The 22397-nt window shown below is 37.7% G+C and carries 20 protein-coding genes; 9 read left to right on the top strand and 11 right to left on the bottom strand.

Translation table 11 applies throughout. The features are described 5' to 3' along the window. Positions 1 to 23 precede the first annotated feature (23 nt). On the bottom strand, positions 24 to 1784 hold the full coding sequence (locus tag HU823_RS12180) for a methyl-accepting chemotaxis protein (RefSeq protein ID WP_197222217.1): 1761 nt from the start codon (positions 1782 to 1784) through the stop codon (positions 24 to 26). 88 nt (positions 1785 to 1872) lie between these two features. After that, the gene (locus HU823_RS12175; RefSeq protein WP_370630068.1) at positions 1873 to 2340 is read right to left on the bottom strand and encodes a GNAT family N-acetyltransferase; all 468 of its coding nucleotides are present in this window, start codon (positions 2338 to 2340) and stop codon (positions 1873 to 1875) included. A 95-nt stretch (positions 2341 to 2435) separates the two neighbouring features. Here HU823_RS12175 and HU823_RS12170 point away from each other — a divergent pair, with 95 nt between their 5' ends. Further along, positions 2436 to 2873 carry a hypothetical protein gene (locus tag HU823_RS12170; RefSeq protein ID WP_197222216.1) on the top strand — a complete coding sequence of 146 codons (438 nt, stop codon included), beginning with the start codon at positions 2436 to 2438 and terminating at the stop codon, positions 2871 to 2873. A gap of 1 nt (position 2874) precedes the next feature. Here HU823_RS12170 and HU823_RS22145 read toward each other — a convergent pair whose 3' ends face one another. After that, entirely contained in the window at positions 2875 to 3006 is a 132-nt protein-coding gene (locus tag HU823_RS22145) for a hypothetical protein (RefSeq protein ID WP_255548969.1), read from the bottom strand. Between the two features lie 65 nt (positions 3007 to 3071). Here HU823_RS22145 and HU823_RS12165 point away from each other — a divergent pair, with 65 nt between their 5' ends. After that, entirely contained in the window at positions 3072 to 3686 is a 615-nt protein-coding gene (locus HU823_RS12165) for a GNAT family N-acetyltransferase (protein WP_197222215.1), read from the top strand. A 30-nt stretch (positions 3687 to 3716) separates the two neighbouring features. Here HU823_RS12165 and HU823_RS12160 read toward each other — a convergent pair whose 3' ends face one another. From HU823_RS12160 to HU823_RS12135, 6 genes are read right to left on the bottom strand one after another with little or no spacing between them, the layout of a single operon-like run. Next, the gene (locus HU823_RS12160; RefSeq protein WP_197222214.1) at positions 3717 to 6566 is read right to left on the bottom strand and encodes an ATP-binding protein; all 2850 of its coding nucleotides are present in this window, start codon (positions 6564 to 6566) and stop codon (positions 3717 to 3719) included. A 16-nt stretch (positions 6567 to 6582) separates the two neighbouring features. Next, complete coding sequence (locus HU823_RS12155; protein ID WP_197222213.1) at positions 6583 to 6948, bottom strand: response regulator; 366 nt, start codon at positions 6946 to 6948, stop codon at positions 6583 to 6585. Between the two features lie 3 nt (positions 6949 to 6951). Then, positions 6952 to 10149: a hypothetical protein gene (locus HU823_RS12150; protein WP_197222212.1), complete on the bottom strand. Its 3198-nt coding sequence runs from the start codon at positions 10147 to 10149 to the stop codon at positions 6952 to 6954. Beyond that, positions 10146 to 11579, bottom strand: a complete 1434-nt coding sequence (locus HU823_RS12145; protein WP_144702116.1) for a glycosyltransferase family 2 protein — start codon at positions 11577 to 11579, stop codon at positions 10146 to 10148. The genes HU823_RS12150 and HU823_RS12145 overlap by 4 nt, the downstream gene beginning before the upstream one ends. Continuing rightward, entirely contained in the window at positions 11563 to 12618 is a 1056-nt protein-coding gene (locus tag HU823_RS12140; RefSeq protein ID WP_197222211.1) for a HEAT repeat domain-containing protein, read from the bottom strand. Before HU823_RS12140 ends, HU823_RS12145 begins: the two co-directional genes overlap by 17 nt. Next, positions 12615 to 14231: a GGDEF domain-containing response regulator gene (locus HU823_RS12135; protein ID WP_197222210.1), complete on the bottom strand. Its 1617-nt coding sequence runs from the start codon at positions 14229 to 14231 to the stop codon at positions 12615 to 12617. Before HU823_RS12135 ends, HU823_RS12140 begins: the two co-directional genes overlap by 4 nt. A 392-nt stretch (positions 14232 to 14623) precedes the next feature. Between HU823_RS12135 and HU823_RS12130 the strand changes: the two genes are divergently transcribed. Then, positions 14624 to 15904, top strand: a complete 1281-nt coding sequence (locus tag HU823_RS12130; protein WP_197222209.1) for a serine dehydratase subunit alpha family protein — start codon at positions 14624 to 14626, stop codon at positions 15902 to 15904. Positions 15905 to 15961: 57 nt separating this feature from the next. Here HU823_RS12130 and HU823_RS12125 read toward each other — a convergent pair whose 3' ends face one another. Next, the gene (locus tag HU823_RS12125) at positions 15962 to 17563 is read right to left on the bottom strand and encodes an MDR family MFS transporter (RefSeq protein ID WP_197222208.1); all 1602 of its coding nucleotides are present in this window, start codon (positions 17561 to 17563) and stop codon (positions 15962 to 15964) included. 336 nt (positions 17564 to 17899) lie between these two features. Here HU823_RS12125 and HU823_RS12120 point away from each other — a divergent pair, with 336 nt between their 5' ends. The 5 genes from HU823_RS12120 to HU823_RS12100 are packed head-to-tail and all read left to right on the top strand — an operon-like array spanning position 17900 to position 20615. Further along, positions 17900 to 18706 carry a phosphotransferase family protein gene (locus tag HU823_RS12120; protein ID WP_197222207.1) on the top strand — a complete coding sequence of 269 codons (807 nt, stop codon included), beginning with the start codon at positions 17900 to 17902 and terminating at the stop codon, positions 18704 to 18706. 5 nt (positions 18707 to 18711) lie between these two features. Continuing rightward, positions 18712 to 19137, top strand: a complete 426-nt coding sequence (locus HU823_RS12115; RefSeq protein ID WP_197222206.1) for a hypothetical protein — start codon at positions 18712 to 18714, stop codon at positions 19135 to 19137. A gap of 13 nt (positions 19138 to 19150) precedes the next feature. After that, positions 19151 to 19540, top strand: coding sequence for a VOC family protein (locus HU823_RS12110; protein WP_197222205.1), 390 nt, complete (start codon positions 19151 to 19153; stop codon positions 19538 to 19540). A gap of 2 nt (positions 19541 to 19542) precedes the next feature. After that, the gene (locus HU823_RS12105; RefSeq protein WP_144702140.1) at positions 19543 to 20007 is read left to right on the top strand and encodes a hypothetical protein; all 465 of its coding nucleotides are present in this window, start codon (positions 19543 to 19545) and stop codon (positions 20005 to 20007) included. Positions 20008 to 20024: 17 nt separating this feature from the next. Next, positions 20025 to 20615: a hypothetical protein gene (locus tag HU823_RS12100; RefSeq protein WP_197222204.1), complete on the top strand. Its 591-nt coding sequence runs from the start codon at positions 20025 to 20027 to the stop codon at positions 20613 to 20615. Positions 20616 to 20637: 22 nt separating this feature from the next. On the opposite strand, the gene HU823_RS12095 is transcribed toward HU823_RS12100, so the two are convergent. Next, positions 20638 to 21210, bottom strand: coding sequence for a nucleotidyltransferase family protein (locus tag HU823_RS12095; RefSeq protein WP_197222203.1), 573 nt, complete (start codon positions 21208 to 21210; stop codon positions 20638 to 20640). Positions 21211 to 21579: 369 nt separating this feature from the next. On the opposite strand from HU823_RS12095, the gene HU823_RS12090 reads away from it, so the two are divergent. Then, entirely contained in the window at positions 21580 to 22356 is a 777-nt protein-coding gene (locus HU823_RS12090; protein WP_144702149.1) for a TerC family protein, read from the top strand. Positions 22357 to 22397: the final 41 nt, after the last annotated feature.

Genomic DNA, 22397 nt, shown 5'->3' with positions numbered 1-22397 from the left:
GATTCCCCCGTCACTTTCCTCAATTATGCTGTTTCTTTGCCTTCACTTACACGCTTATACTGACTTTCTTGAGTTAATTGATGTGACAGGCTCGATAACGTCGCTCCAACGAGATAAGCCTGTTTAATCTTTTCATTCTGTTTTGTGGAAGTTACAGACATCTCTTCTGAACTTGCTAAAGTTTCTTGAGAAATGCTTGAAAATTGAATAGCTGCCGCTTCGATTTCAGGCAATGCCACTTTTAACTGTTGCAGAGCTACACTCATCTCACCCATTTTTTCATTGTTCTCTACTACTGAATTCATTAGATATTGAATGAATTCAGTCGTATCCTTCACCTTTTGCACATGTGATAGATTCGCTTCCCCAAGAAGGCGTGACTCACGAATCGCTTGTAAAGCAGTTTGGTTCATTTGATTTACTGTTGCAATAATATCTGCCGCCGCTTTACTCGATTGGTCTGCTAATTTTCCTACCTCATCAGCAACTACGGCAAAACCTCTTCCTGCATCTCCTGCTCTAGCCGCTTCGATTCGAGCGTTTAATGCTAGCAGTTTTGTTTGTTCAGAAATCTCTTTAATTGTAGAGATGACATTTTGGGAGTGGCTTGAGTATGTGCCCATCTCATCAATGATTTTGTTTAATTGCACAAAACGGTCATGATTATCGTGAATCTCACCAACTAACTTCCCCACTTTTTCTTGACCTGAAACGGCATTATGATTCATAGATAAAAACTCATCCATTACAGTCATCACCGTTTTGTTCAAATCACTCACTTTTTCCTGCATTTCTGTGAATAGTCGCACACTATGCTCTGAACTTATTGCCGTTTCTTTCGCACCTATCATCACATTCTCTATCTTTTTTACAAGTTGTTCATTATATTGGTTAGCCTCACTGTATGTATGTTCAAGTTTATCGCCTTGAACAGTTAGTTCTCCAGATATTTGCTGAATCTGATCATGTATATTTCTAATAAACATCATCATCTGGTTAAAGCTATCAATGAGTCTTTGAATCTCAATATGTCTTGAATGATAATCCACATTATATTGAAAATCACCTTTTTGAACACGTTTCATAACTTGGTTGAGCGCTGATAACGGTGAAGTAATGCTTCTGATAACGAAGATAATTACTAATGCAGTTACAAGAATACTAATGATTACAGCAACAGTTATAAAATTTCGGAGTTCATATACAGATTGCAAATAGCTTTCTGTTTCAACAGCTATCACGTAGATACCATTGAGCTCTTGAATCTGCTTAATGGCTAGTGTATACGGCTTATCTTGAATATGCGTGTGAAGAACACCATTTTCTAGTTCACTTATTTTCTTCATACTGCCTGAGGATAAAGCAACTGTCTCTTTACCGCTCGTCTTATAAGGAACCATCGTACCATTTTGTAATAAGAAAATAGTTGCTTTCATATCATCTTGCTGAAGGCCTACATATTGTGAATTGATACTTTCAGCCACACGCTTATTAAACATTTCTTCATCTCTTATAAAACTAAATTTAAGATTTTTTGCAATGTCATATGTAGTTTCTGTTTCACGTTCTAAACGATTTTCAATAATCGTCTTCGTAGTTTCAGATGCCTTGTAATAACTAAAAAGACCTACGATTGAAATGGTTAAGATAAATAACGAGAGCATCATCAATAATAGCTTTGTCTGTAGATGAAGCTTTAATTTCTGTGATGTAATTCGTTTCAGTTGTTCAGAAATCTTTTCACTCTTAATCTGCGAACGCATTTGTTGAAAAAACTTATTCAAACTTGCCACCCCTTTTGTCTATGTATAGAAATTATTACAATTTTTACTAAGGAGTGGTGTTAAGGTTTGGTTAAGACTTTGTAAAGGTCTAAAGACTCATATGAAAAATCATCTCTATGCCATATTCCCCATGATAGTTTTCACCTTTATGGATGAATCCCGCTTTTCTATAAAGAGATATCGCTGCATGGTTTGTTTCATGAACGGTCAATATGATCTCACTCTTATCCTTGTAATGCTCCTTCACGAGTTTCGGTAGTAATTGTAGAGAGTCTAGCGCAAATCCTCTCTTTTGAAACCTAGCATCGATCGAAAATGATTTTAATAGAATGGCCTGCTTATTATTCGTATACATATTGCCAGAACCATCTGTATATAAAGCAAACCAACCTACAAGTTGTTGGTCAGCGTAAACGACAAAAGGCTGATTGAAGATATCACATTGAAACGTTTTAAGGACCTCAACAGGCATGGACGTATATAATGCTTGTTGTGGTGGTAAACAGTACTCAAGAGCAGCCTGAAAATCTTCACTTTCGTACTTTCTGATTTTCACGCATCCACCTCCATTCTTAGAGTTAATTGAAACAAGGAATTCACCATTAAACAAAGAATAAACTGTTATGTAGTGGATGAGAGGAACGGTGGAGGATGAAAAAGAAGCTTATTTTAGCTGCTGTTTTATTAATAGGTTTTGTTTCTGTTTTAACGATCTTCTTTAAAGATTCAGCTCCAACTTCAAGTACCAAGGGACCAACATCCAAAAATGATGGAATCATTTATTCTGGAGAAAATGATTACTGGCAAGCGTTGTTTTCTATTGATAAAACAAATCAACTAAAGCTAACACATATTGAAGGTAAAAACAGTCTACCGAAAGAACTAACATTCACACTTAGTACAGCCTATGGTCAAGAAAAAAAGCAAACAGAGATTGGTGAGTATACCTTTTCGATGAATCAGTTTCCAAACCAAATAACCGTAACTTTTGGTGGGGAGATTAACAGGCTAAAAGAAAACAAAAAACTCGTATTAAAGATTACGGGCAAAGATCATTATCAATTTTTTAACCTTTATAAAGAAGAGTAATTCATTTATTCTTTATCTCTTCTAGTAGTGCGATCATTTTTTCATTCTGCAAAATAACCGTCTCATTTTGTTTTCGGATTTTTGCAGCATCGAACAAAAATACGACTAAAATAATGAATATAAAGAACTCCATCGTTTCACCTCAGCGATTTGTTTTTAATAAATGTTAACATAAATAACCATTTAAAGGATGAAAACATGAAGAAACCAATACTATTTAAATCTCCTCCGACATTAGAAAACGATGTAATTCAGTTAGTTCCTATGGAAAATGAACACTCCGTATCCCTTTATCAGATTAATCATTCAGATCACTGGCACTATATGTTATCAATTATACAAACTCAGCAGGAAATGGATACATGGGTTAATAATGCGATACAACTTCGTGAAGCAGGATTAGCCCTTCCTTTTACTATTGTTAACAAGAAAAACCATCACATCGCTGGTACTACTCGTCTTTACGAAATAGATTTTACTCAACGAACCTGTGAGTTAGGCTCAACCTGGTATGGGAAGGATTATCAGCGTACATTTGTTAATTCATCTTGTAAGCAACTACTTCTCACGTATTGCTTTGAAACCTTAAACTTTATTCGTGTACAATTTAAAACAGATGAGCGAAACGAACGCTCGCAAAAAGCAATTGAACGATTAGGTGCAATAAAAGAAGGTGTAATAAGGAATGAACGCATACTTACTAATGGATATATTCGGAATGCCGTTTTGTATTCTATTACAAAAGAAGAATGGATAGATGTTAAACAGGGTTTTATTGAAAGAGAAGCAAAATATAAATCACGTTCAATTTAAAAGCCTGCAAACGTTTTGCAGGCTTTTACTTCAATTTAGATTCATATTATTTTCTTCTGGCACCAAAATATGTCCGTTCTTCTCTTTGTTCAGCAAAACTTGAAGAATAGACGAAGTTAACTGGCTTGGTTGATATGGTTTGATCAAGTACCCTGCAGCACCTAGGTTAAGTCCTCGCTGCTTCTCATCAAGTGCTGTTGAAATGAATATTGGGATATCTTTCGTGTTGTCATTCGCTTTAAGTGTTTGAATCACTTGCCAGCCATCCATCTCCCCTTCAAGAAGAATGTCTAATATAATCGCTTCCGGCTTTAATTTCTCGATCATGATCAAAGCTTCTTCACCTTTGTTAAACTGTGCGATCTGAAAGCCTCGTTCGATCAACTCTTCGGTAATGAGTCCTGCAAGATGCCTATCATCTTCAATAATGATAATATCAGCTTTCTGCCCTTTATCCATCGTTATCGAGGCATTCACGTATACATCTTCTATGACAGGAAACTTTACTGTAAACGTACTTCCCTGACCTAATGTTGACGCGACCGAAATTTGACCTCCATGCACTTTTACAATTTCTTTAACGATAGCAAGACCAAGACCAGTACCACCAATTTTCCTCCGATCAGAGTTATCCACTCTATAGAACTTCGTAAACAGATCGCCTATTGCCGACTGCGGAATGCCAAGCCCCTCATCCTTAACATCTATGATGAGATGTTTATCGGTATGGTAGAGTCTTACCAAAACTTTGCCACCCTCAGGTGAATATTTTATCGCATTCGATATTAAGTTCATAAACACTTGTGATAACTTATCTCGATCTCCGAACACAGATAACTTTTCGGTTTGGATATCCATATCAAACATGTGTTTATCACTACTTACTTTTTGAACGTCTATAACATCTTGAATGATCGGCAAGATTGAGTGATACTTTTTATCAAATTCCTGGTTTCCACTCTCCATCTTTTGCACATCCAAAAAATCGTTTATGAGTGAAGTCAGCCTGAACGCCTCTTGGTGGATCGTTGTTAAATACTTCTTTTGACGCTCTGGTTTTAACTCTCGTGTGAGCATCAACTCCGTAAACCCTAGAACGCTAGATAACGGGGTTCGAAGCTCGTGACTTACCGTTGTAACAAACTCCGACTTCATCTGATCCACTTCGTATTCTTTTGTAATGTCACGATATACGATAACGGTACCTAATTTTGTATCGTTTTGGATGAGACTTTCGGAATATATCTGAATGACACGCTTTACTTCACCATCTAACTCAAACACATGTGAAATGCCAACATCGTTCTTTTCATGAACAGCATTCTGAATAAATGCCAGAAGTTCACGAGCTTCTTGAACTCTTCCTTTTAACCGGCGAGTCCATTCCTCAAATTTCATGTTAGTCAATTGGTCCGGTTGGTTACAGCTCATAAACTCACAGAATTTTTGATTGGCAGAGACGATGTTTCCTTCGTTATCGATTAGCTGTATGCCTTCGTGAATGCTGTTCATTACATTTTTCATCGTTACTCGCTGTTTCTCACTATCTTCATACAACATGATCTTTTCAAGCGAAAGAGCGACCTGGCGTGCGAGACCTTGGTACTCTGTTACTTCATCACATGAATAAGTTGATCCTATTCGAGTTACGACCAAAACGGCCATAATCTCACGTTTTCCTGAAAAAATAGGAATATACAGATCTCCTGATTTATACAGTTCTTCCACGTACCCTTTTTCTGATGTTGAAGTATCTCTCATCACTTGATGTGATAAGCTACTCTCTTTTAATTTCACAAACATCCCAGAGTCAGGAAAATGTTGTTTAAATTGAATTTGTTCACTTTCTGTTAGACCTACAGATGCGGTTTTATTCCCATCAATCACCCAGATTAATCCTTTACTTGAATAGGTGATTTCAACCATATTAGAAATGATGCTCTTTAATAGATGATCCTTATCAAGTGTATTAGAGATTGAATGAATAAAAGAATTCATTCGGAGAAGCATTTTTTCATTCTGCTCTGTGGTCGATAAAGCTTCACGAAGCTTTTCTTGTTGCTCGTTTAATTCATCCTGCTGAGCTGCAAGTTCTTCATTCTGAGCAATTAATTCTTGTTCATTATCCTGAGTGCTACGAATCATCTTCTCAAAGGCTTGTGAGAGTAAACCGATCTCATCCAGTCTTTTCGTATGTGGAACATCGGTAACATAGAGGCCATTCGTAATTTGGGATGATACATTTGCAATATCCCTAAGAGGTCCTCCAAATTGTTTCATCATCAATCGAATAAGAAAGATGAACACGAGCACCATAAACGTTAAAAAAGAAAAGTAGATCCACTGACTCGTACTTGTCTTCTCATCTTTTTCTTCATAAATAGAATCAATCTCTTTTTGGACATCTGCCTCAAAGCTATTTAATGATTGAAGCACATCGTTTACCTGTTTTGTTCCTCCTTCCTTTGACATATTCACAAGTTCGTCGAGTTGTCCTTCTCTTTTGTATTGAATGGCACGAGGCAGCATTTTATTAAAATAACTTTCGGTAAACTTTTTAATCTCACTCGATAAGGCATTATCTTCATCAGATCGATATACCTTATTAAACGTTGTTAGGTCTTTATTGATCAGCATTTCTTTCTTTTCAATATTTTCTAAGAATGTATCTGTTCCAAAAGCAAAATAACCCCTTGAATCAAACATTACTGAGTTTAAATTCTCTCGCATATTCTCAACAAAGTTCAATTTGCTCTGTTTTGCTGAGATCTGTTTATCAAGTGATTCGGTCAGATTTACATGATAGAGTCTCAGGGAGACCATTCCTGCTAGGAGCAGGAAAACAAAAACAAGATTAATCAGGATTACTTTCCTACCCAAGCTCCTTTTAAAATAGTTACGCACCCAAGATCTCCCCTATCGTTTTAAGAAGCTGCTGAGGGCTAAAAGGCTTTGACATAAAGAAATCAGCACCTGCTTCCTTCATCCTTTCACGATCTGCTTGTTGATTTTTTGCTGAAAGAATCATCATTTTCATGTTCTTTTTGTTTAGATCATTTCTCGTTTTTTCAACAACTTCAAGTCCTGTCATACGCGGCATCATATAGTCTAAAATGACAAGGTCATAGTCATTCATCGATAACCTCTCATATGCTTCTTGTCCGTCCGTCGCCTCATCGATCTCATAACCTTCATCTTCAAGTGTATCTAGAACAAGCATGCGCAGAATTTCTTCATCCTCTGCTAAAAGAATTCTTGCCATGAATCATTCCCCCGCTTCTTTTACATTTCCAAACGTTTTCTGGAGTTCATAATAAGATTGTTTTAGTCGTTCCTGATAGACAGGTTCATCCCATTCATTCCACATATACTTTCTTACATTTTGAAGTGAAATCATACCCTCTTTTGATTGTGGAAGGGAGTCACTAACAACTCCGTTTGCTTTATACGTGTAAGCACCAATAGCAAAACCTTCTGTTTTTTCACTTGCAGATAACGTACCTTTCCACATATCTCCCATCACTTCATGCAAACTAGGATCTTTCACATTAAGAAGTAGCCAAGGAATTCTTATCTCTATAACCCCTTCTTTCTCGTTCACGCTAACATCTGTAAGAGAATCATAGTCTTTATCTTCAGGATTTCCATTGCCAAAACGCAGTTTACCTGTTTCAAACGACTGAAACGGAATAACTTCTTTCGTACTTGGTATGGTTAGTTCTTTGTTTAAAGCCATTTCTATTGGATGATAGATTCCATTATTTTTTTGATTGGCATAACTTTTTTTCTCAATCATCTTTAGTTCATGTCCGTACATGTAATAATTGCTGTCGTAATAACTATCAACTAGTATTCTAGAATTTTTCACATTCGTAAGATTTATTGCAAACTCGGCACCAGCATCTAATTTAACTACTCCGTCCGGTGATGACAGCTGACCTTGATTACGAATGGTATCTATTAATATCGTTGTGTTCAAACTCTCTGAATCTACCTTGCTGTTATAATCCAGCCGCATATATACATATCGGTTGTCACTCGTGACAAATAAAGTTTTTAAATCGTCGCCTGTAGAACTGCTTTTTTGAAAAGGTGCTAGATCTACCCAGTCCTCCACTTCACCATCTACTTGTATAGGAGATTCCGGATCAAAAGATAACAATCCAAACTGTTGTTCATTCGTCTGAGCATTAGACCAAAACGGCCGTCTGTCCGGGTTGTCAAAGTCCATCGTGTTCCACGTACGTTTGAACCATTCATCCTGCCATGTAAATACCATACCTCCAGCCATCTGTTCTTCAACGATATCTTCAAACAGCCTCGTGTTATAATTTCCTTGATCCTCTTCGGAATGGTGGCCTTGGTTCCAGCCAAATGCGTTCTCATGCGTGATTCCTCTTGAACTTGGCACACCAAATTCAGCAACGACGACTGGCATATCATGAACTTTCCTTAAATCGTGTAAATAACCTGCATAATTGTTCTTCTTTCCACGATGGTCCACATACTCTAAATACTTTTTCTCATAGTTTAAGAAATCGGGATAGTATGGATATACATGATAGGATGCAAAATAACCTGACTTAAACGCACTTTGTGGTTTCAGGCTATTTGGATCTACAGCTACTTTATCCTCTTTCTCAAAAGGTTCCGCAGGGTGTTTCAATGTATCTGTCGTTACCCAGTTCACATGACTCATTGCATGCTGCCACTGGTACGTTTTTGTTTCATAATCTGTTGCATAGTTCAACATAGATGCAAGCCAATTCTCAAAAGGAGAGGCATTCGAGCTAGAAAAGTATTGGCCATCGATGCGGTTTTTCGATTGATGCTTCTCGTTCGTCGAAACCACGACTTCCGGGTCCCATTCTACACCTAGAATAAAGCCTAAAACGTAAGGAGAAATATCGTTCTTATACTCTCCGCCCGCATGTCCTGGCAGTTTTGGGATAACAGCTTGACCGTGAACAATATCCACGACATGTTTGATTTCTTTCTTAAATGATTCGGTTACTTCTGGCGCATAGACATCTTGTTTTACCTTCAGCTGATCCTCATTCACCCATACACCATGAAAAAGGTACAACGGCTTTTTAGCGATCTTATTATATTCATAAAACGCTTCATAAAAACCTGGCGGATGAATCGTATAAACACGAATAGCATTTGCGTTCATCTCTCCGATTCGTTTAAACCACCGGAAATATTCATTTTTAGAGATGGCTGTCTCGCCTGGGAAGCTTCCTGGTTTTGCAATTCCCATGTTCACTCCTTTTATTAAGAAGTTTCTCCATTTTCCGTTCTCAAGAATTTGTAAATAATCACCTGATGCCTTTGCGTTAATCTTAATGCCGTTACTTTCTTGGACTTGAACGATTGAAACTGGTTTCTTAACACTCTGCTCGTTGTGCAAAAGAGATTTCATTAAGGGCAGATACACCTTCCAATAAAACGTACTTCCTTGACCATCATCTAGAGCAAATTTCTGTTTAACAAAACTGATGCCCCATGTTTGGTACAACTCAGGAAGTTCTGCTTGATCGGCATAATCTCCAGCGAAGTAAGTAGCTTTATACGTTCCATTCTGATGCTGTATAATGGCTGGGAACATCAGAGGAATATGGTGTTTCTGAATCTTCCTTTTCCCCGCATCCGTTAGACTCAATTCGTAATTTGCCATAACTTCCTGGCTATTGATTGGCTTAATAATATCGAACCAATAATGATAAGGAACAGATGCATCAAGCCCAAAAGTTTTCTTTCCTTCTTTAGTGAAAGAAAACTGTGCTCCTTTTTTCTTCATGTCTTTATTCTCTAAAATAACCATCTCGCCTTTTTCATGCACGAACAACATGCCGCCACTCTTAAACGTCCACTTTCCGTAACGATCTTTATAGTTTCTCTTCACCCAGCTAGGAACTTCTTTGCCGTTAAGATCTGAAAAGTACCTGCCGATCCATCCGGACCATTCTACATTTAACAGTTCTGATATTCCTTCTCGTGCTTCTTTACCGGTTGGACTCGCAAACGTATTAAATTCCGCGATGAGGTCCGTTTTTCCAGACATCACAGTACGTCTGACTTTCTCAACTTCACTAGGTGTCAGACCACCTTTGACACTCGGTTTGTTTTCTTGGTTCAGCACTTCAACACCATAGCTATCAGCCACATAAAGGATATCTGGCTCTTTACCTTTATTAAACGTTGGCACAGACCTGCTAAAATGCTTATCCTCTTGGTAGGCTTCTTCTTTCTTATTTACGATCTTTAAATGGTTTAACGTCCAAACTAAACCACTATGTTCTCTAAAGGAATCTTCTTTTATCGTTTTATCTACGATTGCCACGTCCAGGATGTTGTCTTGTTTAATCCACCACATCCAAAACGGTGAAGTGATCAATCCGATGATGAGCAGAATAAAAAGAAAAAAGAAACGTTTCCTTGATTTTTGTTGTGAATTCATTGTGAGATTCCCCCGGATACACCTTTTCTTTTCATTTCTCCCCATGACTTTTTACCACGAATCGCTTGAACCAATCCTTGACAACGCCAAATTACAGTTAATGGACGATACCAAAGCGTTTCTGTTAGTGAATAAACAAATAGTTTTACGATGTCCGATACTTTCGGGTATTTACGAAGACTCCATTCCTCCAAGATCACTGCTCCCATAGAAGAAAGGGAACCGATTAGGACTGACAATAGAAAAAATAGCAATGCCATCTCAATATAGATTCCTCCAAGAAAAAAGGAGAGAACCACAAACAAGTAGCCACATAACTCTACGACAGGGCCGGCCAGTTCAATGATCCAGAAATACGGCAGCGAGACCATTCCGATCGAGCCATACTTTGGATTAAAAAGCATGGACTTGTGAATCCAAAGACTGTCAAACAAGCCTCTATGCCACCGATTTCTTTGTCTATGAAGATATTTAAGATCGTCGGGTGCCTCTGTCCAACAGACTGGATCTGGTACATAAATGATTTTTTTCTTCTCTTTTTTATCTTTGATTAGCTTTTGAAGACGTACCACAAGCTCCATATCTTCTCCTACCGTATCTCGCTTATAGCCACCTGCTTCAATCACCCATTTTTTTGAGAACACACCGAAAGCTCCTGAGATGATCAGCAGCCAGTTATAACGGCTGAGTCCGATTCGCCCCATTAAAAACGCTCTCAAGTATTCAATAACCTGCATGATAACGATTGGGTTCTTCGATAGACCGATTCTTTCAACTTGCCCCTCATGAATATCACATCCGTTAGCAATTCGAATACTTCCACCTGATGCAATCACAGTCTCATCCGAGTCGATGATCGGTTTCATTACTTTAAGGAAAGCATCTCTTTCAAGAACTGAATCACCATCCAATGAACAAAAATAAGGATAGTTGGAAACATTGAGTCCTGCGTTCAGTGCATCTGCTTTTCCTCCGTTCATCTTATCTACAAGCCATAGATTCGGATAGATAACTGATTGGTATACACCTTTAATGGTCATCGTCTCAAGTCTTGTCTGAATAACTTTCTTCACCTTTTTCATTTGGAAATGTTCAATAACTGTTTCTACAGTCGCATCTCTAGACCCATCATTGACAACGATCACTTCAAACTCTGGATAATTGATGCTCAAGAGAGAACGCACACTTCCTTTGATCCCAAGCTCCTCGTTATAAGCAGGTACGATAATAGAAACTGGTTTTGTGTAACTCGCATCCATATAGTCTTCATATCGCTCATAAGAATCAATCTTTTCTTCCCTCTTCAATTGAAATGCAGCTAGAATAAATAGAAACCCATAAAAAACTACAACGCCTGACATATAAAACAAAATAAACCAGCCAAAAACACGAACAAGTTCGAGCCATAACTGACTAATAACTGTAACCATCTTCAATTCCTCTCTCAATCCATTCTGATGCCATGTCTCTGGCAAAAGGATCATCACTCGTAAAACGAATATCATACAAACGTTCAAGACCGTCGTTGTAACTTAAAAATGACTTGGCAGCTTCGGCTCGTACTCTCCACGATGAATCTTTTATTAGAGCTTCAAGAATTTCCAGACCGTTTAAGGCTCGTGTCTTGCCGATCACCTTGGCTGCCATCAATCGTTCTTCCCATCTATCTGATTTCGCGAAACTCCCTATGACTTCAGAGTCAGATAAAAAGCCAACTTCTCCAATCGCTTTCATCGACCGGATACGAATTTCAAATCGCTCATCATCCAACTGGTTTTCTAAAAAGGCAACGAGGTCTAATTTCTTTTGAATTCCAATCATATCAATGATGGCTAACTTTAATCGCTCAGGATAATGACAATAGTCGTCCACCAACTTTGTGAACAACTCATCTTCCACCCTATTTAAGATACTTCTGTATTCTAATACTGAGAATATGGCTGAAACTGACTGAAACAACTGAGAGAGTGTGCATTCTTGGTTATTCGCTAAACAACGGAAAATAATAAGTTTTTCTTCTTTTGAAGTGTTTTGATCTCTCAACTTCCTCTTAAGCACTTCTGAAAGAGACCCCATCTTAAAACCATCGACCTTATAAAGGACATTCATCCTTCTGCTCCAGTTGTTTTGATTTAAGATAATTTCATATCTTTCGTGAAAAATTTCATCTGCTAATGAAGAGATCCGCCCCTTACCCTCTCCCTCAATAACTGTTGAATATTCGGTTAAAATACGTTCGATCGTAGTAAATTTTATCGTAGAATCTGGTACTAATAGCCGAGACTTTTGATCACGATACAAATAATCGTAGATCGTTTGATGGACTTGATTTTTATAATTAGTGATCTGCTTTTCTTTAGAAATCTCTACGGTCTTTTTAATGAGTAAATATAAGAACATACTTGTTAACACACTCAATAAAATACATGCGATGATTACTAAGAGAAAAATTTCCTGTGACAGCATCATTTCCCCCTTTGCACTAACACTTTAATTCTTGCCTCTAACTCACGAATACTAAAAGGTTTTGTTAAATAGTCATCCGCACCTAAATGCAGAGCCCGAACGATGTCACCCTCGGCTTTTCTTCCTGTGAGCATTAAAATTTTGTATTGGTTTGTATCTGGATATTTACGAAGCTTCGTTAATACTTCGATTCCATCCATCTTTGGTAAGACACCATCTAAGATGATCAAATATTCATCGTTTGACTGGTGCCATTCATCTGCAAAGAATGAAATACCATCTTGATATGTTTTTATCTCAAGCTCATAATTTTCAACCTCAAGATCGGTAAAAAAGCTTTCTAGCATTTTACGAATGACTTCTGAGTCATCTATAACTGCTACACGAAGTCGGCGGTTAAGATTTTCTTGAGTGCTTGCCGTTTCAACCCTGCCTCTTCCGTTTTCTTTAGCTACATACAGTGCACGATCTGCAGTGCGAACTGCTTCTGCTAATGAAACAGGATTATTTACTTCATAAACTCCTGCAGAAAAGGAAACGAGGAAAGAATGCTCTTCATAAACAAAAACGTTCTGACTCAAATTTTCTAAAAGTCGACAAGCAGTCTGTTCTGCTTCTTCAAGCTTCGTATATGGCATAAGAAGAATGAATTCCTCTCCCCCATACCTTACAACTACATCCTGAGTCCGTAGATGTGTGCTAAGAAATTCGGCAAACTTAACCAACACGTGATCGCCAGCAGAATGACCATATGTATCATTTATTTTCTTGAAGAAATCAACGTCAATCATAATCATGGAGAAGATATCCTTGTGTCTCAAATGCTCAGATGACATTCGTTGATAGGCCTCTTTTAGAAATTTCCGGTTGTACACTTTCGTTAATTCATCTTTCATAAGCGTGTCTTTGACAATTTTTCTTCTCTTCACTTGTCGATCGATTCTCGCTACATACTCATCCCAATCTAATGATTTTAGGAAGTAATCATCAGCCCCTTGTTGATAAGCGGTTATTCGCTTCTCTTTTTCGTCAGAAGAACTGATGACAACGATCGGAATAAGTTCAAAAGCAACGGTTTCTCGAACTTGTTTGATAAAATCATACCCATCACCCTCTGAACTGAAAGGATTAACGATCAGACAATCTGGGTTTAGGTCATAGAACATCGAAAGTGCTTTTTCAATGGTTGGAGATACGACTACAGCATAGCCGTGGTTCTCTAATTTTTCTTTACTGTATATGAGATAAGGTACATCTTGATCTACAATTAGAAGAAGGGGCTTATCACATTGATCTGTGCTTGAAGGAAATTCAGAAGATAATTTCACGGTAAGGGTCTTTTGATTAGCAGCAATTAAATTTGTCACTGGAGATAAATAATGTGCAGCTTCTATGGAACTCCAGCTTTTTTGTTCGTGATTCAACTGGTTCATTAGGTCTGTTGCGGCTTTCGAAATTTCTTGGAGCGATATCGTACCTGCTGTACCTGTGATCGTATGCAAGAATTGATAAAGCTCTTGATGAGAGATTGGAAATTCAGTATTCTTCCAATCCTGAATTTGTTTTGTTATCTTTTTTTCGAGCATGATTTGATATTTTGTCAATTTGGAATCCATTATAAAAAACTCCCTACAAAGGTGTTAGATCTTACTCATTTATAATAATTATTATTTATGACAGTGCCTAGTGATTTTGAACAGAATTTCAAAAAAGTTCCTTTTCACCCACTTTACTTTTAAATAAAAAGTGTTTTCTCTCTAAATTATGGCAGATACTTAAACGAATGCTGTTCTTTAGGCTCATATATCATTGCTTTTTGATATTATTTAGGAAATAAGCATGGTGTTCTTCCTTCACTCTTTATATCGACTTCATGCTAAAGACCTGCATATTTTTTTAACACCTTTTTAATGAACACTTTAATAATTGATAAGACTTTCCTCTTCTTTTTGTTTAAATTAACCGTTATTGTTAAGGAAGAGAAACTTTAAGGGAAGAGGTTAAACCTATGATCAACGAAAACATTTGTAGACTTCTGGAAAAAGAACTCGTTGTGGCACTCGGGTGCACTGAACCTGTTGCGATTGCTCTCGCTTCTGCTACTGCCAAAAAATATATAAGCGAACCGGTAACTTCGATCTCTGTTAAAGCGAGCGGCAATGTTATCAAGAATGCTTTATCTGTAGGGATTCCCGGCATGAATCATACAGGTATCGATTTTACAGCGGCTCTCGGTATGATTGCAGGAGATCCTGAAAAAGGTCTTCAAGTACTCGAAGGCGTTACGGTTAATGAGGAAGAAATAGCGGTTCGTTTCGTTCAGAACGGAATGGTTTCGGTTGCAACCGCAGATGGTCCTGAAAAGTTATTCATAGAAGTCGGAGTAAAAACTTCATCAGAGGAAGCGATCGTTGTGATCTCGGGAGACCATACGAACATAAGCTTTATCTCTCAAAACGGAAGAGTGTTAGTAGATGAATCAAGACCTGATTCATCCTCTAACTCTAATAAAACTGAAAATACTGAGTTAACCATTGAAGACCTTTATACGTTCATTACCGAAGTTCCACTTCATCGATTGAATCTTGTTAAACGAAGTGTCGAGTTGAATTCTGCGATCTGCAAAGAAGGTCTTTCGAATGATTATGGTTTACGAGTGGGTAAAACGTTGTATGACCAAACAAAAAAGGGCATTCTTTCAGATGATTTAGCTACGTATAGTATGGCGCTATCTGCTGCAGGGTCTGACGCACGAATGGCTGGTTCTACAATGCCGGTAATGGCGAATTCCGGCAGTGGGAATCAAGGAATCGCTGTAACGATGCCTGTTGTGGCTGCTGCAGAAAAATTAGGTGTAACAGACGAAAAGATGTTACGAGCTGTAACATTGAGTCACCTTCTTTCGATTCATATGAAATCAAAATTCGGCCGTTTGTCTGCACTATGTGGTGTGACTGTCGCCGGTGCTAGTGCATCTGCTGCGATCACCTACTTGCTGGATGACAACTTAGATAAGATGAAAGCTGCTATACAGAATACATTAGGCAATGTTAGTGGAATGGTTTGTGACGGAGCAAAAGCCGGATGCGCTATGAAAGTTGCAACATGTTCAAGTGCCGCTGTTCAATCGGCTGTTTTAGCATCGAACGGATTGTGTATCCCCTCTACAAACGGTTTTATTGAAGAGGATGTTGAAAAGACGATAGAGAATTTCTGCAGATTAGGTGCTGAAACATCAAGTACAACCGATTCTGTACTTTTAGATATGATGGTGAATAAGCAACGGTAAGCAGAAATGATTGGAATGATAATGAAAAGAGCTGATCTTAGATCAGCTCTTTGTTATTTATTCTGTAACTGCCTGATTTGATGAAATTTCCTTACGATCCGTGTTTTGGTCGACTGGTTCTTTCTTGATACGACTGTTCCCTACCGATAAAGCAACAAAAATTCCAATTCCGATAAAGATAAGTCCTGTTAAGAATACGCTAGAGAAGGAAGTTGACCAAACGTCTTTAATCGTTTCAATGACAGGTGTTTTTAACTCAGTCGGAAGTGGCAGCAAATCTGGATTGATCAAGATACCAAACATGGCATCTGTTTTCTTCCCTATCTCTTCTAGCGCTTTTCCAAGAACCGGGTTTGAAGCGCCACTTGCTGCTTCACTTATCTTATCTGTAAGTGAATGGTTCATGACTGCATTTAAGATCGTAATTCCAATGGTTCCTCCAATCGAACGAAAGAAAGTAGAAGCAGATGTTACTTCTCCGAGCTGAGATTTTGGGAACTCGTTTTGTACAGCAATCATCAGCGTTGGCATAACTAGACCCATACCAAAACCGAGAATAACCATGTAAGCATATGCCGTAAATTCATTGGAATCTACATCCATCGTACTCATTAAAAGGAACCCAATTGCTGTGATCACCATGCCAGATGTTAGTACTGTTCTAAATGTAAGCTTTAATAACAAACGGCCACCAATAATGCTTGCAGTGATGAGCGCAATCATCATAGGAGTCATCGTCGATCCTGCTTTTGTCGGACTCACACCTAAAATTCCTTGCATGTACATCGGAACGAACATAATGGCTCCAAACATTCCTAAACCAAGCAAAAACCCTAAAATATTCGTAGTTGCAAACACTCTATTCTTAAAGAGTGACAGATTTAAGATAGGTTCTACAGCACGTTTTTCAATCGTGATAAATAATGCTAACAGAACGATTACCCCACCAAACAGTAAATAGCTTGTGGAAGATAGCCATTCAAACTTATCTCCACCAAATGTAAGTCCTAATAAAAGCAATACAACGGCTGGTATCAGTGTGAAAATACCGAAGTAATCGATATTTACTTTACCTGTCGCTGCCCTGATCGATTCATTCTTCATACCCATCACGATCATTGCTGTAGAAATGATTCCAAATGGTACATTAATCAAGAAAATCCAGTGCCAGCTAATATGATCAACCATGAGCCCCCCAATAAAAGGACCGATCACTGAACTTAATCCATAGATCGCACCAAATACACCTTGCCATTTTGCACGTTGTTCAGCTGTAAAGATATCACCGATGATCGTTTGGGATAGAGGCATGATCATTCCTCCACCGATTCCCTGTAACCCACGATAAATGATGAGTTCTTCCATAGAGTTTGCTGTTCCACATAGTGCAGAACCTACTATAAATATTAAATTCCCTAATAAATATAGTTTTCTTCGTCCGTAAAGATCAGAAAGTTTACCTACGATTGGTACTACAGTAGTTGATGTGATCAAATAGGCTGTGGTTACCCAAGCAAAGATAGAAAACCCGTTTAGATCAGCAATAATTGTTGGCATTGCAGTACCAACAATGGTTTGTTCCAAGGCACTAAAAAACATGCCAATAATCAAACCAGCCAATATCAATTTTGTATTTAATGGCTTTTGTGTTGTTTCCATGTTCATCTTTCTCCCTATAAGCTGGACGTAAGTCTTCACTCGCCCAAGCTTTTAAATTGGTCCTTTTCCTTCATCAACTAAATGCTTCACATAATTAAGTATTGCCCGTACTTCTACTCCAAAGACTCCTTTTTAAGGGAAGGCAGCGTGCTTCAGTTTCTTACAAGTTATAGATACTCTTATAACTCATATCATATGACCACATAGTCATAATTAACAATAGTTAGTATACTCGGGTTATGACCAGTCAGTCAAACAAAATATTCGTACATTTTATCTCTTTTTAATGTGTTAAAATTATCCATATAAAGATTTTCAGCAGAGGAGTTAAATAATTTGGAGCACAAGCAAATAATTGGTGAAGGAAGTACCGCGCAAGTCATGATTTTTTCTCCAACCGAAGTTGTAAAGCTTTTTCATGATCACGTATCTGGTGATTTTATTGAGCATGAGTATACGATCAATAAAATCATTCTTCAATCAGGGCTTTCAGTTCCCGAAGTAAGATGGAGTAAACCGATTTCTGGGAAAAGAGCCTTGATATATAGAAGGGTCGAGGGAACCACGCTAACGAGCCTATTAAGTTCTCAACCTAAAAAAACACTTCATCATTTAAAAAGGATGGCTGCTCTTCAAGTAAGTGTTCACGATAAGAAATTATCTACTCTTCCCTCTCAATTTGAAGTTTTAAAACAAAAGATTATGTCAGTAAAAGAATTGAATGAGAACGACAAGAAAAGAATTATCAAAGAATTAGAAGAACTCCCCCTTGGTAAATGTATATGTCATGGTGATTTTCATCCTGATAATATCTTAATTACAAAAGACGAAGCTGTAATTATAGATTGGTGTGATGCTACAAGTGGCAATCCTATGGCAGACTTAGCTCGTACCCTCCTCATCTTGCGTTACGGCGGGTTAAAAGACCGCACATCTTTTCTAAATTTTATAACTATTTTATATGTCCGAAAATTTTTAGCTATGTATTATAGAAAAAGTTATACTAGACATTACCAGTTCTCTTCTAAAGCTTTAAATCGCTGGATGATTCCGATAGCTGCAGCTCGTTTAAGTGAAAACCTTTCTGACATCGAAAAAAAGTTATTGTTATCATTTATCAGCAAAAGAAGTAAAGGATCTTAGTTTCCATGAAAGCTATATACTTACTACTATGTATGTTATTTATTTTGTTTCTTAGTGGTTGTGTTGATTCTTCGCCATTACGTTCACATGTTGAGGTTCAGATTAATCAAGCCTTTAAAACAAGATTTGGTTTAATTGACCATGTAATTGTCAAGGACCTTAAGAAAAATGAAACTTTAACGGTATTGAATCCTGAACTTTTTTCAAACTCCCTCGGTTCAATGAAAAGGGTCAAGATACATCTTCTCAATCCAGATTATTCTTTGAACATAAAAACATCAAAAGAGTCTAAAGAATACAGTAGAGAACAAATAAAAGCAACACTTCTTTATGATTCTAAAAAAGAAATCATTTGTACGAAAAATAAAAAAATCTGTTATGAAACCTCTGACTCGTTAAGAACGTTTTTAATAGATAACAAAATGAAGTAAAGGAGAATTACATATGATATATGAAATGACAGTTCAAGTTCGTGTATCGAATATGGAAGATGGTCAAAGGTATTATGAAACTCTGTTGAATCGTCAGGCTGACTTCACTCCACATGAAGGATTCGCAGAATGGGAGTTACTTCCTAACTGTTGGCTGCAAGTCGCTGAGGGTGACCCAGCTGTTGGCAACGGACCTCTTCGCCTAGGTGTGGTCGATCTCGATGATGAGAAAAAACGATTGATGGACGTTTTACAAGTGGAAGACTTTGAAATTTTTGAACGTGTCGAAGTTCCTGTTAGATGGGCTACGTTTTCGGATCCTTGGGGAAACTCCTTAGGATTGTTCGAATATAAAGATTCAGAAGCCATGAACGAAAAGCTTCGACAGGTAGTTAGGAGATAGTTATGAGAGTCATCATTTCATCCGTAATATCGGTACTTTGTGGAGCAGTGTTCTTTTTTGCTATTCCAGGCGGAAATCCATTTAAGCTTGATCTACAAGGTGTGTTATTCGGTCTATTCTTTGGGATTGTTACAGCTCTACCCTTTTTTCTTTTCTGCACATTGCCAATTGCATTTATTATTGAATCTTCTAAAGATAAAATGAGGTTAAAATTTAGGTTCCATCTTCTTTTATATGTAGCATTAAGTATTGTATTTCTTTTGATATACCGCTTCACCATTTTCTACTGGGCTAAGTTTGAAGGACTGAACACGTTTGCTGTATTCGGCTATGGAATCACTTGTTCGATCGGTTTTTGTTTAAGTTATGCTTTATTCCGACCAAGAAAAAAACGCGATCCGAAAGAACCTAAAAAGCCTTCAGGTCCATCTGACGCAAGAAGATACAGAAGTAAAAGTACTGTTTGATAGAGAGGAAAGTGGGGATGAAGAAAAAAGGTGCACTGAAGATTTTTCTTGGATTTGTCCTCTTATTCTTATTGATAAATTGGGTATTTCCTTATTCACCACTTAATATTTATAAATCAATTTCCTATGATGGGGATCAAGTACTCATTAATGATTATAGATCGGAATTAAAAGCATTCAAATTGGAGTATGAACCTCGTCTCAAACAACAAAGAGAAGAAGAATTGATTAAAGACTTGACCACGAATGATATTGAATATCTATTACAAATGTATGAACTTCCTTGGTTGGTGGACAAAGATTCTATAACCATTACACGAAAATCGTTAACTGATATGGAATTTGAAGTTAATGAAGCAAAAGATATACTCATCAACCTCGCGTTTCAAGAGGAATATTCAGAAAGTACTAAGGTTTATTTGCACAGTTTATTAACGGAAACATTAAGTCTTGAAAAAGAAATTGATGAACTGAAACACCATTCGAGTCTTCATTCACGAAGTACGATCGATCTGCAACTGCGGAATCTTCATGGTCATTTCATCTCAAATTTCAATTTGCTAGCTACTTTCTATAAGGAATATCTAAGGTCAAAACAAGAAGCTTGAGCAATAGCGCCAAAGCTTCTTGTTATTCTACCACTCTAACTTTGTACCAAACGGCTTCCCAATTCTTTTTCTTCACGCGCTCTTTATACTTGTTTCTTCTGTCTTCCGTTCTTCTGTAACTATCCGTTGGTCTTACCTCCATGCTTAGTACATCTTCTATTCCGCATGGAGCAGTAAGAATGACTTCGCCTTGTTCATTAAGCCTAACACCAAGAGCAGTTACCGTTTCAGGAAATTTAGAGATCGCATCTACCGTTGAAGTGTACGGTTCAAAATCATCGTTGACGAGATGCATTCTCGCTTCATTTTTTACAGACCACGGCACATTTGGGATGAGTCCTAAAAGCATTTCCTCATACTTTTTTTCACTCTCTTTTTTGAGGTCTTCAGGATTGAAATAAACAACATCGATATCAGCCAGTCCCGTTCTTTCTTGAAAGCCATGAAGGGTATCCCAAACTTTAGATCGAACAAACCCTGCACATATCCACCAATCTGGTAATTCTAATGTTTTGGCAGCACATAAAACCCGCATCATCCAGTCATCATTTTTAATCATATTAATTATGTATTGATGTTGATCCACCTTTTTCATCCACTCTTTTCCTGTATATATTTTAAAGATACTACAATAAGTCATGTCTGTTATCTCTACATTTTTCCAAACATAAAAGAATTGACAACTTTAAAGTAACCGTAATAAGATAATAGTAACTTCATAACTCCTAAAGGGGAGTAGCTTTTACAATATAGTCGTCATTTCGGGGCTTCGTGCTCTCGGCTATATTGGCAACTTCATTGTTGTTAGCAAGACCTTTACCGTTCGGTTGGTAAGGGTCTTTTTTATTTGTTAGACCTTTACCTGCTATTGGTAGAGGTCTTTTTTATTTGTTATCAGGAGGTCGCTTCATGTAAATCGTTCTCGCTTCATTCATGCATCTATCATTTTAAAGGAGGAACCAAAATGGAACTATCTATCTTGTTAGAATATGGTTGGATCTTGTTAGTGCTAATCGCATTAGAAGGCTTATTAGCGGCAGACAATGCACTGGTCTTAGCCATTATGGTAAAACACTTACCAGAAGAACAAAGGAAAAAAGCGTTGTTTTACGGTTTAGTAGGTGCGTTCTTCTTCCGTTTCGCATCACTGTTTGCCATTTCATTCTTAGTCAACGTATGGCAGGTTCAAGCTATCGGAGCTGTATATCTTCTGTTCATCGCACTTAACCATATCTTCAGAAAAGTTGTGGTTAAAAAAGCAGATGATTCTACGGAAAAGTCTAAATCTGAAAAGAAGAAAGCTGGTTTTTGGACTACAGTATTAAAAGTTGAACTAGCTGATATCGCGTTTGCTGTGGATTCAATCCTAGCAGCTGTTGCATTAGCGGTGGCACTTCCCGATTCAGGTCTTCCGAACATCGGCGGTCTGGATGGTGGAAAGTTCTTAGTGATCTTTGCCGGTGGGTTGATCGGCCTCATCATCATGCGTTTTGCCGCTAACTTTTTTGTTAAGCTCTTACAATCAAAACCAGGCCTTGAAATTGCAGCCTTTCTCATCGTAGGTTGGGTTGGGGTTAAGTTGGCCGTATATACACTCGCACACCCTGACTTAGCAATCCTTTCTGAAGGTTTCGCAAAGTCACCAGAGTGGAAAATCACGTTTTATGTTGTTCTCATCTTGATCGCTGTTGGCGGTTGGTTTCTCTCTAAAGAAAAATCACCACAATCACAAGCTGAATAATTGAATACAAAAAGAGGAGCTTATCGTAGCTCCTCTTCCTT

Source organism: Fictibacillus sp. 18YEL24 (assembly GCF_015903855.1).
Lineage (GTDB): Bacteria > Bacillota > Bacilli > Bacillales > Fictibacillaceae > Fictibacillus > Fictibacillus phosphorivorans_C.
Note: the sequence above shows the minus strand (reverse complement) of the source record. Positions and strands in the feature narration are given on the sequence as shown.